15 protein-coding genes are annotated in these 16,990 nt (G+C 58.7%); 6 read left to right on the top strand and 9 right to left on the bottom strand.

From position 1 onward, the window contains the following. Positions 1-23: 23 nt before the first annotated feature. Positions 24-929 carry a LysR substrate-binding domain-containing protein gene (locus B7L15_RS01570; RefSeq protein WP_085917309.1) on the bottom strand — a complete coding sequence of 302 codons (906 nt, stop codon included), beginning with the start codon at positions 927-929 and terminating at the stop codon, positions 24-26. A 183-nt stretch (positions 930-1,112) separates the two neighbouring features. Between B7L15_RS01570 and B7L15_RS01565 the strand changes: the two genes are divergently transcribed. From B7L15_RS01565 to B7L15_RS01555, 3 genes are read left to right on the top strand one after another with little or no spacing between them, the layout of a single operon-like run. Beyond that, entirely contained in the window at positions 1,113-2,606 is a 1,494-nt protein-coding gene (locus tag B7L15_RS01565; protein ID WP_085917308.1) for an aldehyde dehydrogenase, read from the top strand. Positions 2,607-2,611: 5 nt separating this feature from the next. Then, positions 2,612-3,811, top strand: coding sequence for an iron-containing alcohol dehydrogenase (locus B7L15_RS01560; protein ID WP_085917307.1), 1,200 nt, complete (start codon positions 2,612-2,614; stop codon positions 3,809-3,811). Next, complete coding sequence (locus B7L15_RS01555) at positions 3,808-4,950, top strand: mandelate racemase/muconate lactonizing enzyme family protein (RefSeq protein WP_085917306.1); 1,143 nt, start codon at positions 3,808-3,810, stop codon at positions 4,948-4,950. The genes B7L15_RS01560 and B7L15_RS01555 overlap by 4 nt, the downstream gene beginning before the upstream one ends. Before the next feature lie 172 nt (positions 4,951-5,122). On the opposite strand, the gene B7L15_RS01550 is transcribed toward B7L15_RS01555, so the two are convergent. Genes B7L15_RS01550 through B7L15_RS01520 form a run of 7 tightly spaced genes read right to left on the bottom strand, consistent with a single transcriptional unit; the run spans position 5,123 to position 12,837 of the window. After that, a complete protein-coding gene (locus tag B7L15_RS01550; protein ID WP_085917305.1) occupies positions 5,123-6,697 on the bottom strand; it encodes an aldehyde dehydrogenase (NADP(+)) in 1,575 nt (524 codons plus the stop codon). A gap of 27 nt (positions 6,698-6,724) precedes the next feature. Continuing rightward, the gene (gene araD1 / locus B7L15_RS01545) at positions 6,725-7,711 is read right to left on the bottom strand and encodes an AraD1 family protein (protein WP_085917304.1); all 987 of its coding nucleotides are present in this window, start codon (positions 7,709-7,711) and stop codon (positions 6,725-6,727) included. A gap of 8 nt (positions 7,712-7,719) precedes the next feature. After that, on the bottom strand, positions 7,720-8,892 hold the full coding sequence (locus tag B7L15_RS01540) for an L-rhamnonate dehydratase (RefSeq protein WP_085917303.1): 1,173 nt from the start codon (positions 8,890-8,892) through the stop codon (positions 7,720-7,722). Between the two features lie 27 nt (positions 8,893-8,919). Next, positions 8,920-9,948, bottom strand: a complete 1,029-nt coding sequence (locus B7L15_RS01535; RefSeq protein ID WP_085917302.1) for a 4-hydroxythreonine-4-phosphate dehydrogenase PdxA — start codon at positions 9,946-9,948, stop codon at positions 8,920-8,922. Between the two features lie 13 nt (positions 9,949-9,961). Further along, complete coding sequence (locus tag B7L15_RS01530; protein ID WP_085917301.1) at positions 9,962-11,242, bottom strand: TRAP transporter large permease; 1,281 nt, start codon at positions 11,240-11,242, stop codon at positions 9,962-9,964. Next, on the bottom strand, positions 11,239-11,856 hold the full coding sequence (locus tag B7L15_RS01525; protein WP_085917300.1) for a TRAP transporter small permease: 618 nt from the start codon (positions 11,854-11,856) through the stop codon (positions 11,239-11,241). The genes B7L15_RS01530 and B7L15_RS01525 overlap by 4 nt, the downstream gene beginning before the upstream one ends. Positions 11,857-11,862: 6 nt before the next feature. Next, a complete protein-coding gene (locus B7L15_RS01520) occupies positions 11,863-12,837 on the bottom strand; it encodes a TRAP transporter substrate-binding protein (RefSeq protein WP_085917299.1) in 975 nt (324 codons plus the stop codon). Positions 12,838-13,043: 206 nt separating this feature from the next. Here B7L15_RS01520 and B7L15_RS01515 point away from each other — a divergent pair, with 206 nt between their 5' ends. Then, entirely contained in the window at positions 13,044-13,781 is a 738-nt protein-coding gene (locus B7L15_RS01515; RefSeq protein WP_085917298.1) for a FadR/GntR family transcriptional regulator, read from the top strand. 130 nt (positions 13,782-13,911) lie between these two features. On the opposite strand, the gene B7L15_RS01510 is transcribed toward B7L15_RS01515, so the two are convergent. Next, complete coding sequence (locus tag B7L15_RS01510) at positions 13,912-14,889, bottom strand: IS110 family transposase (RefSeq protein WP_085917297.1); 978 nt, start codon at positions 14,887-14,889, stop codon at positions 13,912-13,914. Between the two features lie 762 nt (positions 14,890-15,651). Between B7L15_RS01510 and B7L15_RS01505 the strand changes: the two genes are divergently transcribed. Further along, complete coding sequence (locus tag B7L15_RS01505) at positions 15,652-16,032, top strand: hypothetical protein (RefSeq protein WP_085917296.1); 381 nt, start codon at positions 15,652-15,654, stop codon at positions 16,030-16,032. A 74-nt stretch (positions 16,033-16,106) separates the two neighbouring features. After that, positions 16,107-16,901, top strand: coding sequence for a hypothetical protein (locus B7L15_RS01500; protein ID WP_176243609.1), 795 nt, complete (start codon positions 16,107-16,109; stop codon positions 16,899-16,901). Positions 16,902-16,990 lie beyond the last annotated feature (89 nt).

The raw sequence follows: 16,990 nt of genomic DNA, 5'->3' as shown, positions 1-16,990 counted from the left end.
TCCACGACTGCGCCCCAAAATGGCTATAGGCCGGTGGGGGGATCTTCGATCTCCTGCGCCAGCCATTGGCGAAAAAGCTTGAGGTTGGCCGACTCTACCTGGTGTGGCCGGGTTGCCAACCAGTAGGAACGATGCCCGGTGACCTCGACATCAAGCCAAGATACAAGCTCCCCTCTATCCAGCTCACGGGCAACCATGTGCCGGTCAGCGATGGTCACCCCGACAGCGTTGACGGCGGCATGAATCGCCAATTCCAGCAGGTCAAACGCGATACCCCCGCTGGTCTTCACCCCTTCGATACCCGCCGCTGACAACCAGTGATCCCAGGTATGAAAGCGATCCTCACCCCAAAGGACATGGAGCAGTACCTGGTGATTGAGGTCGAGCGCATCACGACGCATAGACCCCCTGAGCTTGGGTGCGCAGACGGCGATATGACTTTCTTGCATCAAGTGGACTATCTCGGCATCCGACCACTCACCGGTTCCAAAACGAATCGCTGCATCCAGGTTTTCGTCTCCTGCAAGGTCGTCATCGGCGCGCGTAGTCAGGGACAGCTCCAGATCCGGGTGCAAGGATTTCAAGCGACCCAGCCGCGGGATCAACCATCGGTTGGCAAAGGTCGGGGGCGCATTCAGGCGCAGGTGGGGAACAGCATCTGGCTCTTGCAAGCCTCTTACGGTCCAGGCAATGCGATCAAAGGACTGACGCAGTACAGGTTGCAACCGGCGCCCCGCGTCGGTCAGTCGAAGATGGCCTGAACCGCGCTGGAAAAGCGACACCCCCAACTGCTCCTCCAGCAGCTTGACTTGACGGCTGACTGCGCTCTGAGTCACGCAGAGGCGCTGTGCCGCCAGGGTAAAACTCGCACACTCGGCGGCGGCCTCGAAGGCCTTGAGAGAATTGAGTGGGGGTAAAGTGCGTGACATTTGCCGGAGCCTCATTGGGTGATTTTTTCGCAGCAACTTACCAGATAATGTCAGTAATCACCTGCCCATTACCAGCCTTGCATGAGTTATAGGAATACCTGGGGTTCGCTTTCGTCGTTTGTGGGACCACAGCTGAGCGCCTAGTATCACGCCGACATGCCAACTCACCGCCGAGGTTATTAGATGACGGACCGCTCCCACGCCGACTGGCAGAACCGCGCAAGCACTCTCCCTCTACCGCAACTGGCCTATATCGACGGACAATTCGTCCACGCTCTCAACGGCGCCACTTTTTCAGCCGAGAACCCGGCCACCGGTCAGGTACTAACGGATGTGGCGGCTTGTGACAACGCCGACGTCGACCTCGCCGTCGCCAGTGCTCGCCGCAGTTTCGAGAGTGGTGAATGGCGAGACCTGCCGCCCACCGAACGCAAATCGCGCATGTTGGCATGGGCGGATGCCATTGAGGCACAGCTAGACGACATTGCGTTACTTGAGACCCTGGAAACCGGCAAGCCGATCGGCCAGACCACAACCGTGGATGTGCCCGGCCTGGTCGGAGGGCTGCGCTGGTATGCCGAATCACTCGACAAGCTTTACGGTGAGACGGCACCTAACGGCTCAACGAGCGTCTGTCTGATAGACCGTGAGCCGATGGGCGTGGTGGCCGCCGTGGTGCCATGGAACTACCCCTTGATTATCGCGAGCTGGAAGATCGGCCCGGCACTGGGCGCGGGCAACTCGGTGATCCTCAAGCCCGCAGAGCAGTCTAGCCTGGCAACGCTCAAGGTGGCCGAGCTTGCCCAAGGGGCTGGTATTCCCGCGGGCGCCTTCCAGGTGGTCACAGGGCTTGGCCACATCGCTGGCAAGGCATTGGGCCTGCATGACGGCGTCGATGCTGTTGGTTTCACCGGTTCCACTGAGGTCGGGAAAGCCTTTCTTGAGTATTCCGCGCACTCCAATATGAAGCGCATCGGTCTGGAGTGCGGCGGCAAGAGCCCGCACATCGTCACGCGCGATGTGGAAGACCTGGACACCATCGCCATGTCGGTCGCCTATGGCGTCTGGTACAACCAGGGCGAGACCTGCCACGCGGGTACCCGCCTGATTGTCGATCGAACCGTCAAGGAAGCGCTGCTTGCCAAACTCCGCGACTGGGCCGAGGCACTACAGCCCGGTGACCCCCTCGACCCCGCCGTACAGATGGGGGCGATGATTGAACAGGCGCATATGGAAAAGGTGCAGGGGTATCTCGATCAGGGCCAGCGCGAAGGGGCGCAACGGCTGTTCGGCGGCGAGCAGGTTCGCAGCGAGAGCGGCGGTTACTACCTGACCCCGGCCGTACTCGACGATGTCACCAACGATATGCGGGTGGCCCGCGAAGAGATATTCGGCCCTGTGCTGGTGGTGATTACCGTGGACGACCTGGATGAGGCATTGGCCATCGCCAATGACACCGACTACGGCCTGGGAGCAGCGATCTGGACAGATCGGCTACGCGACGGCCACCGCGCCGCTCGTGCCTTGCGCGCGGGCACCGTTTGGGTCAACTGTTACGACCACACATCGATCAATGCGCCGTTTGGTGGCTACAAGCAATCCGGCCAGGGCCGCGACAAATCTCTCCATGCCTTTGATAAGTACACAGAACTCAAGACCACCTGGATCGAGATTTGAGCCCTATGCCTCTGAATCATTTTCACACCGGACGTCAGACACCGATCATCGCGGGACCTGGCAGCCTTGAGCAGCTACCCGAGCTTCGCCGCCGCCTGGGGGCCAGCCGTTACATGGTCATCAGTGACCAGGGGCTTGCCGCGACCGGCCTGGTCGATGCCCTGGTCGACAACCTGACGGCTGAAGCCGAGGTAGATACCTTCTTGGCACCGACGGGCGAACCCAGCGTCGCTACCGCCGATGCGGCCGCAGCCAAGGTACGTGCCCTGCCCGGCCGCCCATTGGTGATAGGGCTGGGCGGCGGCACCGCATTAGACATCGCCAAGCTGGTCGCCGCACTCGCAGAAAGCCAGGGCGATATGGAAAATTACCTGCTGGCCAGAACCCCCTGGTCAGGGCGCGTACCCGCCGTGATGGTGCCAACGACCTCGGGTACCGGTTCCGAGGTCACCCGCACGTCGATCCTCACCGACGCAGGGGGACGCAAGCTTTGGGCCTGGGGCGACGAATTGCTACCCGACGCGGTCCTGCTCGACCCGGTGTTAACCCGTGGCCTGCCCGCCCCGCTCACCGCCACCACCGGCCTGGATGCCTTCGTCCACGCGCTGGAGGCCACTACCGGCCAAGGGCGACACACTTTTATTGAAGCGCCAGCGCTGCAGGCCATCCGCCAGGTAGGCGAGACGCTGCCCATGGCGGTGACCAACCCTCATGACCTGGTGGCCCGCCAACGCATGCAGGAAGCCGCTTGCCTGGCGGGCCAGGCCATTGATAATGGCGGTACCGGCATCGCACACAATATCGGCCATGCCCTGGGTAGCTGTTACCACTTACCCCATGGTGTCGCCGTAACGCTGGCGCTGGAAGCGTCACTGGCGTGGTCGGTGGCAGACAATGAGGCATGTTTCGCGCCAGCGGCCCATGCACTGAAAGCCGGGAGCAAGGCACAAGAGCTGCCCAGGCTATTCCGCGAGCTTGCTGATCAGACCCACTTCAACCAAGCCCTTGCCCCCTTCGCCACGCTGACACTAGACGCTGAGGCGCTAGCCTTGACCATGCAAAAAGACGAGAACGCGCCCATGGCCCACAACGCAGCCCGCCGTCCAACTGCCGAGGACTGGCAATGGCTCGCTGACGCCACTGTATCTGTGTTCGAGCGCCGTGTTGCCGAGCTTGCCACCCAGAACCGGGAGATCAGCGCATGAACGTGATCGAGCGTATCGAGATCAGCCAGCACCAGTGCGAGCTCGACCCACCCTTCCCCGCGGCCTGGGATAGCCAACCCAGGCAAAAGTTTCCTGCCGCTATCGTTCGCGTGATCGATAGCGAAGGCCGTGAAGGCATCGGCTCGGGCGATGCCATGTATGGCTTCGACGACTTCCGGTCGCTATTCATTGGACAAGACCCGTTAGCCATCGAACGCCACAGTGCCGTGATAGACAACATCTGCTTTCATGCCGGGCGTTGCTGGCCACTGGAAGTCGCTCTATGGGACTTGATCGGCAAGATCAAGGCACAACCGTTATGGCAATTGTTGGGCGGCACCTCGTCGCGCCTGAAGGCGTACGCCTCCAGCGGCACTCATCGCCCTACGGAGCAGGTCGTCGCCCTCGCCGAGCAGATTCGCGACGCGGGCATCCCCGCCATGAAACTACGCTTTGGCCGTCACCGTCTCGACGATGATCTAGCGGTGCTCGCGGCGGTACGTAATGCCGTGGGAAAAGAGCTGGACCTGATGGTCGACTGCAACCAGGGTTGGCGGATGCCCTGGGATACCCAGGCCCCCTGGGACCTGGCCAAGGCAAGCGAGGTGGCTGAGGAGTTAATTCACCATAATGTGCTGTGGATGGAGGAGCCGCTCTATCGCGGCGATTATCCTGGGATGCGCGCCCTCAACGACCTGACCGGCGAGCGGCTGAAAATCGCCGGTGGCGAGATGACCCGTGAACCCTACGAATTCCGCGAAATGCTGCGACAGCAGTGTCTCGACGTCTACCAACCGGACGCCGTCTGCTCAATCGGGCTTCTAGGCTTATCCAGACTGGCGAAAGAGGTCACCACGGCAGGCAAGTGGTTCACCCCGCACACCTGGGGCAATGGCATCGGCCTTGCCGCCAACCTGCATCTCACCGCAGGAGCGGTTGGCCCAGCAGGCTGTCCTTATCTGGAATACCCCTTCGACCCACCGGAATGGACACCCGAGGTGCGCGACTTTCCGCTGACGACCGCCATCAAGCCCGATGCCGAAGGCTGGCTGACGCTCTCTGATGAGCCTGGCCTCGGCATTACACTTGACGAAGCACGCCTCGCGGCCACCCGCGCCAACCGGGCAACTTGGCAGTAGCACTATCAATAAAGGCTTTTTGCGGCAATACGTGCCAAGCTTTGTTTCTGGTATCGCGAAGGGTTCAATGTCCACCGACGAGCATAGCTACCGACGAGCTTGGCGTCAGACGAGTATTCACTGCCGCTTTGGAGAGCGCTGAACGACGCCCCCTGAATCGCTTGGCAGCTAGCTATTCACGCTTACCGTCCACCAAGCGTGAAACCCGCCACGGGTTGCCGTCCTTGAGGGGCTCGGGCAGAAGCGCTTCCGGCAATGCCTGGTAGCACACCGGACGCAGGAAGCGGAAGATCGCCGCGCTGCCCACCGAGGTGGTGCGGCTGTCGGACGTTGCCGGGTAAGGCCCGGTGTGCACCATGGCATGGCATACCTCGACCCCGGTCGGCCAGCCGTTGGCGAGCACCCGCCCTGCCTTGCGTTCCACGATCGGCATCAGCGCCCTGGCCGCTGGCAGGTCGCCGTCATCCAGTTGTAGGGTAATCGTCAATTGGCCCTCGAGCTGGGACGCCACACGCCTCAAATCGTTATGGTCAGCACACTCGATGACCAGCGAGGTCGCGCCGAAGACTTCCTCCTGCAGTTCAGGCTCATTGAGGAAGTCCTCCGCCGTCGTCACGAACAGCCCCGCCCGGCACTGGTTGGGCGACGCCCCCACCTGGCCGCGCGCCGCTTCGCGGACCTTGTGACTGCTGGACAGCCTGGCGACGCCCTGTTCATAGGCGTCGTGGATGCCAGGGGTCAGCATCGTCTGGGACGCACTGCCCTTGACGCCTTCCGCCGCCGCTGCGATGAAGTCATCGAGCTCGGGACTCTTGATGGCGATCACCAGGCCGGGGTTGGTACAGAACTGGCCCGCGCCCATATTGAGCGACCCGACGAAGCCGTCGGCGATCTGCTCACCACGCGCCTTGAGCGCCTCGGGCATCAGGAACACCGGATTGATCGAACTCATCTCCGCATAGACCGGGATCGGCTGCGGGCGCGCCTGCGCCGTTTTCATCAGCGCGTTGCCACCGCCCCGCGACCCGGTGAAGCCCACCGCCTGGATACGCGGATCGGCGACCAGGGCCTGACCGATCTCACTGCCTGAGCCGAACAGCAGCGAAAAGGTGCCCTCCGGCAGTCCGCTGGCTGTCACCGCCCGCTGCACCGCACGCCCCACCAGCTCAGAGGTGCCGGGGTGGGCGGAGTGGCCCTTGACGATCACCGGACACCCGGCTGCTAACGCCGAGGCGGTATCACCCCCGGCGACCGAGAAAGCCAGCGGGAAGTTGCTGGCACCGAACACCGCCACCGGCCCCAGGCCGATATGGCGCTGTCGCAGGTCGGCGCGCGGCATCGGTTGACGGTCCGGCATGGCCGGGTCGATGCGCACGTCGAGCCACTCGCCAGCGCGTACCACATTCGCGAACAGACGCAGCTGGCCACAGGTTCGGCCACGCTCGCCTTCCAGGCGCGCCCTCGGCAGGCCGGTTTCGGCCATGGCACGTTCGATCAGCGTATCGCCGATGCCCTCGATCTCGCTGGCGACGGTGTCGAGAAACGCCGCTCGCGTTTCGGGAGACGTCTCGCGAAAGGTGGCGAAGGCCGTCTCGGCAAGCTCACAGGCACGCTCCACCTCGGTTCGGGTGCCGCCCATATAGGTGGGCGCGAGACGCTCGTTGGTGGCCGGATTGATGGCGTCGATAGGTCTGGAACTGCCACTGACGGCCGCCTGGCCGATAAGTAACTTGCCTTCCAGGGTCATGGATAAACTCCTTGTGTCATGCAGTCCTTAGAGTGATTTCACGTCGACAGGCGTACCGTCCGCTTCAAAGCGAAGCGGGTTGCGCAACGGTCGACCGAACTCGGCGAGACTGATCTCGAAGCGATCACCCTCGCGGGTGCGAATATTGTCGGCAAAGCTCAGGGTGGCGGTGCCGAAGAAATGCACGTGAACATCGCCCGGGCGTCGAAAGCCTGCGTACTTGAAATGATGGTGCTCGAGGTTGGCCAGGCTGTGCGCCATATTGGCCTCGCCGGTCAGGAAGGGCTTCTCCCAGAGCGTCTCATTGCCGCGCACGATACGGCTGACGCCCTCCAGGTGAGCTGGAAGCGCTCCCACCCAAAGTTCCGGGCCGAAGCTGCAGGCACGCAGCTTGGAATGCGCCAGCCACAGGTAATTGAAACGCTCGGTGACATGGTCCGAAAACTCATTGCCGATCGCGTACCCCACCCGCCATGGGCTACCGTCATCGCCAATCACATAAAGACCGGCCAGCTCGGGCTCCTCCCCTGCATCCTGGGCGAAGTGCGGCACGGGCATGTTGGCCTCCGGGGCGACCACGCAATCACCGTCGCCCTTGTAGAACCATTCGGGTTGAGCCCCCTCTTCACCGGGCGCTGGCTTACCGCCCTCGACCCCCAACTTGAACATGCGCATCGAGTCCGTGAGCTCTTCCTCGCTCACTTGCGTCTTGGCATGCATGGCCGAGCGCGTATCGGCGCTCCCCAGATGGGTCAAGCCGGTGCCGGTCACCAGACAATGGGCCGGGTCCGGATGTGTCAGCGGGGGCAACAGCCGCTTGTCGTCGATCAGCTGTGCATAATCGAGCCGCGTCGGCTTCAGCGCGTTTTCAACCGCTTCCGCCAACGACTGCCCCGCCGCCATCGCGCGGCGGGCCAGAGTGTAGGTATCGGCATCGAGCAGGCGCACCTCTTCTGCACTCTCGACCAGCGCAGCGCACGGCGCGCCCTCATGGAGACACTGGATCAATCGCATGATGAGCCTCACTCGATGATATGAAATTGATCAAAATGATCATGGTTAAGCGACAGACCAAGGCCCGGCACGTCATCATCCAGATCGATGAAGCCATTCACCGGTTCAGGATCTCCCTTGAACAGGTAGTAGAAGAGCTCATTGCCGATCTCGACGTCATGAACGGGGAAGAATTCCGACATGGGCGAGGCCAGCGTCGACATGGTCAGGTGGTAGTTATGCATCTGGCCGGCGTGGGGAATGACCGGAACGCTGAACGATTCCGCCAGTGCATTGATTTTGCGGGCCGCGGTGATACCACCGACACGGTTGGTATCGTACTGGATGACCGAAATGGCACGCTTCTCCAGCAGCTGACGGAAGCCATAATGGGTGAATTCGTGCTCACCGCCGGAAATCGGAATGCTGGTGAGCTGGTTCAACTCGGCATAGCCATCGATATCGTCCGCCAGCACGGGTTCCTCGAGCCAGCGGGGTTCGAACCGCTCCAGCTTGGGCAGCATGCGCTTGGCGTATTCCAGGTTCCAGCCCATATAGCACTCGAGCATCAGGTCGACATCGTCGCCAATCACTTCGCGCACCGCGGCCACACTGTTCAGATTTTCGCGCATGCCGGACGGACCGTCTTTGGGACCATAGCCAAAGCGCATCTTCATGGCGGTGAAGCCCTGGTCGAGGTACGACTGGGCCTCGTCCTGCATGCTTTTAAGATCGGTACGGTAGAGCTTTGACGCATAGCAGGGAATTTTTTCCTTGGTACGGCCACCCAGCAGCTTGAAGACCGGCTTATTGACCGCCTTGCCCATGATGTCCCAGATGGCGATATCGACACCCGAGATCGCCGCCATGCCGATCCCCTTGCGCCCCCAGGCATGGGTCGCGCGATACATGCGCTGCCAGAGATACTCATAATCAAACGGGTCCTGACCGATTACCAACGGCGCCAGGTACTGGTCGATAATGGCCTTGGCAATGGGCGGCGCCAGCGCCACGTTACCCAGCCCTACCAGGCCGGTATCGGTTTCGATCTCGACCGTGGTCCAGCCGTGGAAGCGGAAGGTCCCCATGGAATCGCTCTTGTCCCAGAGTTCATCCATGGCGTTCGAGCAGAAATGCGCCTGAGCGGGGACGGTGTGGCCTTTCCACTCAAAAACACGTGCTTTGACCTGTGTAATTTTCATGTGCGGTGTTTCCTTGTAAACGAACGATTATCCAGCGACGGCTTCCAGGCGCTGACGTCTCAGATTCCCACCCATCTGGCAGGCAATGGTGAAGGCATTGCGGGTCGGGTTGACGTCGGCGTTGCCGGTGCCCGCGATATCAAAAGCCGTACCGTGAGCAGGCGTGGTGATGGGAATGGGCAGGCCACCCTGCACCGTGACGCCCTGCTTGAAGCCCATCAGCTTGATCGCGATCTGACCCTGGTCGTGGTACATGGTGACGATGGCGTCATACTCGCCATCCCGGGCCTTGATGAAGATGGTGTCCGCGGGAAACGGCCCGGCGACGGGGTAACCCTGCGCCTTGCACGCCTCCACAGCAGGCGCGATGACCTCGATTTCCTCACGCCCGCAGGTACCACCCTCGCCCGCATGGGGGTTGAAGGCCGCCACAGCAATTCGGGGTGCGTCGTTGCCCGCCAGCTTCAGGGAGTCATAAATCAGGCGACTGGCCGCGACGATACGGTCCTGGGTCACGTAGCTGGCGGCGTCCTTGAGCGGAATGTGTGACGAAATGCGGGACGTCCAGAGATCACCCAGGGTATTGAACTCGCAGAAATAACCGGTGACCCCCAGCTTCTCGGCAAAGAAGTGCAGTTCGTCCTCATGCGCCAAGCCCCCTTTCTTCATCGAGAACTTGTTGAGCGGGGCGAAACAGATGGCATCCACCTCGCCTGCCTGCGCAGCCTCCAGGCAGCGTGACAATACCGCCAGCACCGAGGCACCGCCTTCTGCCGTTTCTTCCGCGTAACCGACAGCACCCTGGGCAACGCTATCCACAGGCATGAAAACCGGCCCATCATGCTGGCGCGCCTCGGCAAAGCGCTCGACTTCCGGCAAGTCATGGGCCTGGCCACCAACGCGCTGGCCCTCCTGCCACAGCCAGCGGTCGCCCACCAGCACGGTATGCACATTGTTGAAAAGCGCTGCCTCGGCGAACAGTTTTGCAATCAGCTCAGGGCCAATGCCAGCGGGGTCGCCGAGCGTCACGGCGATGACAGGGCGTATATCGGACATAGTGAGCTCCATATCAATAGAAGAAGTTAACGAGCGTCATGGGAATCGCTGGTACATAAGTGACGAGCATCAGCACCACGAACAGCACCAGAATCATTGGGAAATTGACCTTAGTGGTTTCCCACATGTCGGTCTTGGCAATCGAGCAGGACGTCGCCAACACGGACGCCACCGGCGGCGTCTGCTGGCCGATGGCCAGGTTGAGCGTCAGAATCAAGCCGAAATGGATGGGATCGATACCGATCTGGTGAACCAACGGCATGACGATGGGCACGACCAGAATGATCGCTGCCGCCCCGTGCAGGAACATGCCCAGCAGCAGGAGCAATACGTTGAGCAGCGCCAGCACCAGCACAGGATCTTCAGTAATGGCGGTAATTTCGCTGGCCAGCTGTTGAGGGAGCTGCATTTCGGTCAAGAACAGGCCGAGCACGGCCGAGGTCGCCACCAGCAGCATCACCACCGCGGTCTGGGTAACCCCCTCAATCACGGCGCGATAAAGGATCTTGAAGTTCAGTTCCCGGTAGACGAGCCCACCGATCAGCAGGGCCGCCAGCACGGCGATACCGGCGCCTTCCGTCGCGGTGACAAACCCACCGAAGATGCCACCGAGGATGATCACCGGCAGCAGGAGTGCCCAGAAAGCCTCCTTGAACGCCTTGCCCAGAGTGCTGAGCGAAAACGACTCTTCGCGGGGCAAGTCATACTTGACCGCATAGTAATAGCAGGCACCCGCCAGGCCCGCAGCGCCGATCAGCCCGGGCACGATACCGGCCACGAACAGCTTGACGATGGAGGTATCGGCGATCGCGCCATACAGAATCATCGACAGCGACGGCGGAATGATGATGGCCAGAGACGCCGACGAGGACGTGATCGCGGCAGAAAAGTTGGGGTTGTATTTGCGCCGTTTCATTTCCGGGATCAATACCGACCCGGTAGCGGCCACATCGGCAACGGCGGACCCGGATATCTCGGCAAAAAACAGCGAGACCCCGACATTGACCATCGCCAGGCCACCCCGAACGAAGCCGACAATCGCGGTGACCAGGTTGATGAGCCGCAACGAAATGCCGGATGTGTTCATCAACGCCCCGGCGAAAATGAACAGCGGGATAGCAATCAGAGGAAACTTGGTCGCCCCGTTGAACAGCGTGAGCGGAACGTTCACCAGGGCGTCAGCCCCCATGTTCAGATAGACGCCCACGACGCCCACCACCCCGATGGCCACGGCGATCGGCACGTTGACCAGGACCAGGGCAAAGAGCGCGGCGATAATGATCAACAGTGTCATGCGCGATACTCCTTCAGGTCTTCCTCGGCTTGGCGGATGGCCGCTTCGATCTCTTCCGCGTCACCGTCCACGCCGCTGCGCATCTTGCGCCATGCCATGGGCATACTGAGCAGCTCACAGACAATGAACAGTACGGCGCTGATCGGAATGACCGACTGGGTCACATCCAGACCGATCCAGGGCAGGGACACCAGGTTATCCCAGGCGAGGATGTCGAGAACGACATAACCGTAGTAAGCGATCACCAGGAAGAAGCCGATGACGACGACTTCCGAGAAAATGAACAGGCTGGCACGAATGGCTGCTGGCGCGCGGCTGACCAACCCCGGAAAGCCCATGTGGGTTCGCTTGAGGGCTGCCAGATTGGCACCGTAAAAGCTCAGCCATGCCAGGCCGATAGAGGCCACCTCGTCGTACCAGGAGAACGAGTTGCCAACCATACGAAACCCCACAGCGGCAATGACGATCGAGGTTAGCGCCAGCAACAGAAACACGGTCAGCGCTTCAAGCAACCGTTCCAGCAGTCGATTGACACGACCCAGTAAACTCATGGCGTAGCCCTCCTGCGCTTGAGTGAGAGAGGGCGCCGTGACGGCGCCCGTTGGGGATGACATCCGGCGCTACTCCTCGGCCAACGCCATGGCCCGGTCCACCAGTTCCTGACCGCCATCTACTTTCTCGGCAAATTCCGCGTAGACCGGGTTGCTGGCCTCGACAAAGGCATCGCGATCCACCCGGTTGACCTCCATACCGTCGTTACGCATGGCCTCCAGCAGTGAGTTATCGAGTTCGGCCCCTTTTGCAAGTGCCCAGTCCTGCGTCTCGATAGCAACCGCCGTAATGGCAGCACGAACGTCCTCAGAGAGCTGCTCCCAGCCGCCCTTGCCCGCGGTCAACCAGATCGGCGAATAAACGTGATTGGAAAGCGAGAGGTAATCCTGCACTTCCTGGAACTTGGCCCCGTTGATGTTGCTGAGCGGGTTCTCCTGCCCATCGACCACGCCGGTCTGCAGGCCGACAAAGACTTCGGAAAACGCCATCGGGGTGGGGTTGGCACCCCAGGTATCGAACATCAGCGTGCGCCACTCACTCTGAGGCGTGCGGATCTTCAACCCCTCCAGGTCGCCGGGTTCGTTGATGGGGCGTTCATTGTTGGTGATGTGACGGAAGCCATTTTCCCAGGTAGAGATGATATTGAGCCCCTGTTCTCCAGCGCTCTCGGCCAGATCCTGCATCACGATCTCGCTATCGATACGCTTTAGGTGGTCCCGGTCCTTGACCAGAAAGGGCATATCGAACAGGGCGAATTCGGGGGAAACCGATGACATGATGGAAGAGATCCCCGCGAGGTCGACCGTACCGAGCCGCAGCTTCTGGACGAGCTGCCTCTCGTCGCCCAACTGGCCGCTGTGGTAATACTCCACCTGATGATTGTCGCCAAGGCGGTCCTGCAGGCGGTCGGCGAATTCCTGCGCCGTTTGGCCCTGCAGGCTGTTGGGGGTACCACCGATCGCGAAGACGATTTTGTCAGCCTGGGCATGCGTACTGGCGATGGCCAGAGTGAGAGCGGAAACGCCGAGTAGCTTCTTGAGCATGATGCACTCCTGGATTGTAATTGGTTTTGCTTCACTGGACTGCTGGTTGGTTAACCAGACCAGTAGTACAGAAACTTAAACCGCCCATCAGGTACCGTCAAGCACTGAATTAAGACGTTATACCTTTGTCGAAAGGACCAGAAAGGGTATGTAGTATTTGATCAGCTTATGGTCTATTATCCAGACCAGCTGAGACAGGAGGGATCATGAGCAACCCGGCATTCGCTTTCGAAAAAACACTCAAGAATCGGACCAAGAAAGAAATTCTGGCCGACAAGCTGACCGACATGATCCTGACCGGGCTGCTAAGAGACGGCGATGAATTGCCCAGCGAGCGTGAGCTGGCACAGTTATTTGGCGTGAGCCGCGAAACCGTCCGCGGGGCACTCGCCCAGCTAACGGCTCACGGCCTGATCAGCGTCTCACATGGCAGCAAGACACGCATTCGCGCGGATGAAGAAACGTTGGCACGTTGCCGCCCCGCCACTGCTGACGCCACATCCCGCGAAATGAATCGCTTTGACGTGGACAGCGTGTTCGAAAGCCGAATTGTGGTGGAAGCTGCCATAGCCCGGCGTGCCGCCATCAATATCGACGACAAGGGCATCGAAGGTCTGGAACATCTACTCGACGCCCAAAGCCGACTGTTCGACGCCCCCGTGCATTTCCAGCTTTCCGACCAGAACTTCCACAAGCTGATATCGGAATACGCCAACAACGAGATCCTGTTGCGCTACGCCGAAGAACTTTATGCCTTTGGCCTGCATATCCGCCGCCAGGTAATGCGCGAGCCCGGTGCCATCGAACGCAGCTACCACGAGCACCGGCATATCGTGGATGGCCTGAAACGCGGCGACCCGGACGCCGCCGAACGCGCCATGCTCGCCCACCTGGATAGCGTCTATCGCACCACCAAGACCAAGTTGAAAACCAGCCAAACATAGCCTTAATGATCGAGCCACCGTAGGCTATCGCCCGACGAAGTCTGGCTCCTAAAAGGGCTGAGTACCAACCACCAACGCATGTGCATGGGGGTTTGTAGATACCGTCTCTCGATACCAACTGCAAGGGGCTTTATGTCCCTTGCGGCCGATATTCACTTTGTGACTTCAACACGCCAAAAGCGATGTGTACCAATTTGCGCATAGCCGCCCCCAGCGCCGACAACGTTGGCTTGCCACGCGCTTTGAGTCGTGCAAATTGCTCGCTGACGTCAGGATTGCATCGGGTCGACACGACGGCGGCCATATAAAGCTTCCGGCGGATACCGGGCGCCCCTGCCTTGGAAAGATGGGATCGTAATTTCACCGATGTACCTGACTCTTTTAGTATCGGTACGAGGCCCAGGAACGCGGCTGCCTGTCGAGCACTGCGAAAATCTCGACTGCGTAGTGTGGCGACCAAGCGAGCTGACAGGACGTTTCCGATACCGGGAATACTCTCGAGTAGTTTGCGATCCTGTTTAAGAGGCGGATGCGCCTCGAAATGGTCAGCGATCGCCTGCTGCAGCCGCTGTACTTCTCGCTCAAGGGCGACCAGCATATAGCTAATGGATTCGCTCGCTTGAGTGTCGGTGTTGAATTCGGCCTTCTCCAGGCGGTTACGCTCGCGTTGCAGGTCGTCTTCTACGGCCTCTAACCGGTTGATAAGGCGCTTGAGCTCTCTCACCTCCGTTGGCTCTGGTTGCCACGGTTGAGGGTTCCGTTCGATCCCATAGCGGGCGAGCATCATGCTGTCCTTGCGGTCAGTCTTGCTGCGGACGCCCATCCCCTTGGCGTGATGGCGCACCTGGGCAGGGTTCAGTACGTACACGGTGACACCAACGTCATGCAGCCAGTAAGCTAAAGGCTCATGGTAAATGCTGGTGGCTTCCAGGTAGACATGCAGGTTGCTGATATCTTCGCCGGTCTGCCTGACAAGCCAGTCGAGCAAACCTGGGTAGTCCTGATGGCGGTTGGGGAATACTTTCGTTTTCACCTTCCCCTTGCTCAAATCGCGCACCCACAGGCAATCAAGTTTCTGTTTGCTAACATCAATGCCGATATATGCCATCTCGTTGTCTCGCCTTGTTCGTACAGCCTCTTTCGTCGTGCGAAGGGCTTTGGATACCGTCCAAATTTACGAGATAAGAAACCAGAAAGGGCCCATCTACGAAGCAGGGTCAATGCCCATCAGGAGCCCAACGGGTTACCCTTCTGGCCAGAGAGAATGGTAGCTAATCATTCCCTCTTGAGAGACACAAGGAGCCCAACGGGTTACCCTTCTGGCCAGAGAGAATGGTAGCTAATCATTCCCTCTTGAGAGACACAAGGAGCCCAATTCATTGGGCGATCAGCGCTTAATCAGCCACCAAAAACGATCGCCCGACGAAGTCGGGTTCTTACAGAAGCCCATTGCAATGGGGTTGCAAGGGCCTAATCCATTGCCACTCTAGAAATCATCACGCCAGCAATGCCTGTGTCGAGGGGGGGAGGAGCCCAATTTATTGGGCGACCAGCATTAAATCAGCCAACGAAAACAATCACTTGTACAGAGTTTCCTTCCTCACTTTTCCAACCCTGAACACACCACCTACAAAATTTACCTTCCCGACACGTGACCTAAGCCGATTTTGTGAATAGAGTATGATTGAACTGAGCAAAACGAGCTGGCACGCGAATTTTGTATATGCTGCAAAGTGATCAAGTTAATGCGTTGTAAAACAATAAGTTATGAGAATGCTGTTGGCTAGGTAATGTCAATAAACGCGTCTGCACATTCATTGAGGATATGCAGCCGGGTGTAGATTCACTGTTATGCGTTCAAGGAAAGTTGATGCTCAACAATTACGGCTTTGAGGGCGCGCAGTGGGATGCCGCGAAGGAACAAGCAACGAGTATTCTCATTGATGTAGCCACTCGCAAAGGCAGAATTGCTTACTCCGAGCTTGTCGGGAAGATCAGTGCTCTAAGCCTCGAGCCACACGACTCGCGCCTGTTTCATCTTCTTGGTGAGATCAGCAGCGAGGAAGACGAGGCAGGAAGAGGCATGCTTACGGCTATCGTCGTACACAAGTCAGGTGATATGCAGCCGGGGCCGGGCTTTTTTGAGCTGGCGAAATCGCTGGGAAAGAACACTAAAGATCCGTTGGCTTGTTGGATATCTGAATTCAACAAAGTCCATGACTACTGGGCCAACAAGCATGGTCGCGCATAACAATTCATTCGAGGCGGACGGCTCCGCCGCCGCTCAACTCCAGCGTTAGGCGATTCATCGGTCAAGGAGTATAGATGAGCATTGAAAATGAATTAGTAGAATTCCTAGAAAGCAGCATCAAGGATGGAGCCAATAAGGCAAGAGATATTGAAATTGTAAAATTTTACTATGGCCTAAATGAATCGCCTTGGCCTACATTAGAGGAAACTGCAAGCCAATTTGGTGTTGGCACCAAAGAAAGAATCAGGCAACTGCTTAATTCCAAGTTCAGAGATTATGTCACCAAACATTCTATTCCTTCTTTAAATGATTTTGTTCAAACTTTGCAGTCCAAAGACTTTTGGCTGTTCTCAGAGCTTGAAAAGGAAATTTATGAGGCTGGACTAATCGATAGGGGGCGTCATTTAAAGGGAATATTCAATCTAATTGATGATGTAAACCTTGATTGTGATTTTGAATCTTACACTCCAGAATTAAAGCGAGCCACGAGAAACTCGATTTCAACCAGCAAGAATATATTCTTAATCAGGAATTCCATTGTTAAAGATATTGGAAAGCTGCTCAAAAAAGCACAAGGCTTACCTGGTCGTTGTGGTATTGCGAACTTAAATTATTTGAGAGAGGAGCTTGGTCAATACTATTCGCTCGTTGCATTATTAATTGAAAGCTCGCCTACGTCTTGGGTTCGTGTGATTGGCGATGACTACTGGTATATTTTTGAGAACAGAGATAACACCATTATCAACTATAGCGAAAAAGTTTTTGGTGTTGTTGAATATTGCAACCTTACTAGGCTCGCAGCAACGTATAGAAATGCCCTAGCCCGGATTTCTCATAGTACCTCAGCCAGTACCGCACTCAGGCTGTAACATCACTAAACACCTACTGGCTCGACTTACATCGGCTACTTTTTAACCACTTTCCGTCGTTCAGACACACTTCCCCCTTCCCCCCATTG

Origin of the sequence: Halomonas sp. CSM-2 (genome assembly GCF_002119345.1) — a bacterium.
Classification (GTDB): Bacteria; Pseudomonadota; Gammaproteobacteria; order Pseudomonadales; family Halomonadaceae; genus Vreelandella; species Vreelandella janggokensis.
Note: the sequence above shows the minus strand (reverse complement) of the source record. Positions and strands in the feature narration are given on the sequence as shown.

What these genes read in the sequence shown, in the direction of transcription:
- B7L15_RS01570 (WP_085917309.1), bottom strand. Translation starts at nt 929, where the DNA reads ATGTCACGCACTTTACCCCCACTCAATTCTCTCAAGGCCTTCGAGGCC.
- B7L15_RS01565 (WP_085917308.1), top strand. Translation starts at nt 1,113, where the DNA reads ATGACGGACCGCTCCCACGCCGACTGGCAGAACCGCGCAAGCACTCTC.
- B7L15_RS01560 (WP_085917307.1), top strand. Translation starts at nt 2,612, where the DNA reads ATGCCTCTGAATCATTTTCACACCGGACGTCAGACACCGATCATCGCG.
- B7L15_RS01555 (WP_085917306.1), top strand. Translation starts at nt 3,808, where the DNA reads ATGAACGTGATCGAGCGTATCGAGATCAGCCAGCACCAGTGCGAGCTC.
- B7L15_RS01550 (WP_085917305.1), bottom strand. Translation starts at nt 6,697, where the DNA reads ATGACCCTGGAAGGCAAGTTACTTATCGGCCAGGCGGCCGTCAGTGGC.
- araD1 (WP_085917304.1), bottom strand. Translation starts at nt 7,711, where the DNA reads ATGCGATTGATCCAGTGTCTCCATGAGGGCGCGCCGTGCGCTGCGCTG.
- B7L15_RS01540 (WP_085917303.1), bottom strand. Translation starts at nt 8,892, where the DNA reads ATGAAAATTACACAGGTCAAAGCACGTGTTTTTGAGTGGAAAGGCCAC.
- B7L15_RS01535 (WP_085917302.1), bottom strand. Translation starts at nt 9,948, where the DNA reads ATGTCCGATATACGCCCTGTCATCGCCGTGACGCTCGGCGACCCCGCT.
- B7L15_RS01530 (WP_085917301.1), bottom strand. Translation starts at nt 11,242, where the DNA reads ATGACACTGTTGATCATTATCGCCGCGCTCTTTGCCCTGGTCCTGGTC.
- B7L15_RS01525 (WP_085917300.1), bottom strand. Translation starts at nt 11,856, where the DNA reads ATGTCATCCCCAACGGGCGCCGTCACGGCGCCCTCTCTCACTCAAGCG.
- B7L15_RS01520 (WP_085917299.1), bottom strand. Translation starts at nt 12,837, where the DNA reads ATGCTCAAGAAGCTACTCGGCGTTTCCGCTCTCACTCTGGCCATCGCC.
- B7L15_RS01515 (WP_085917298.1), top strand. Translation starts at nt 13,044, where the DNA reads ATGAGCAACCCGGCATTCGCTTTCGAAAAAACACTCAAGAATCGGACC.
- B7L15_RS01510 (WP_085917297.1), bottom strand. Translation starts at nt 14,889, where the DNA reads ATGGCATATATCGGCATTGATGTTAGCAAACAGAAACTTGATTGCCTG.
- B7L15_RS01505 (WP_085917296.1), top strand. Translation starts at nt 15,652, where the DNA reads ATGCTCAACAATTACGGCTTTGAGGGCGCGCAGTGGGATGCCGCGAAG.
- B7L15_RS01500 (WP_176243609.1), top strand. Translation starts at nt 16,107, where the DNA reads ATGAGCATTGAAAATGAATTAGTAGAATTCCTAGAAAGCAGCATCAAG.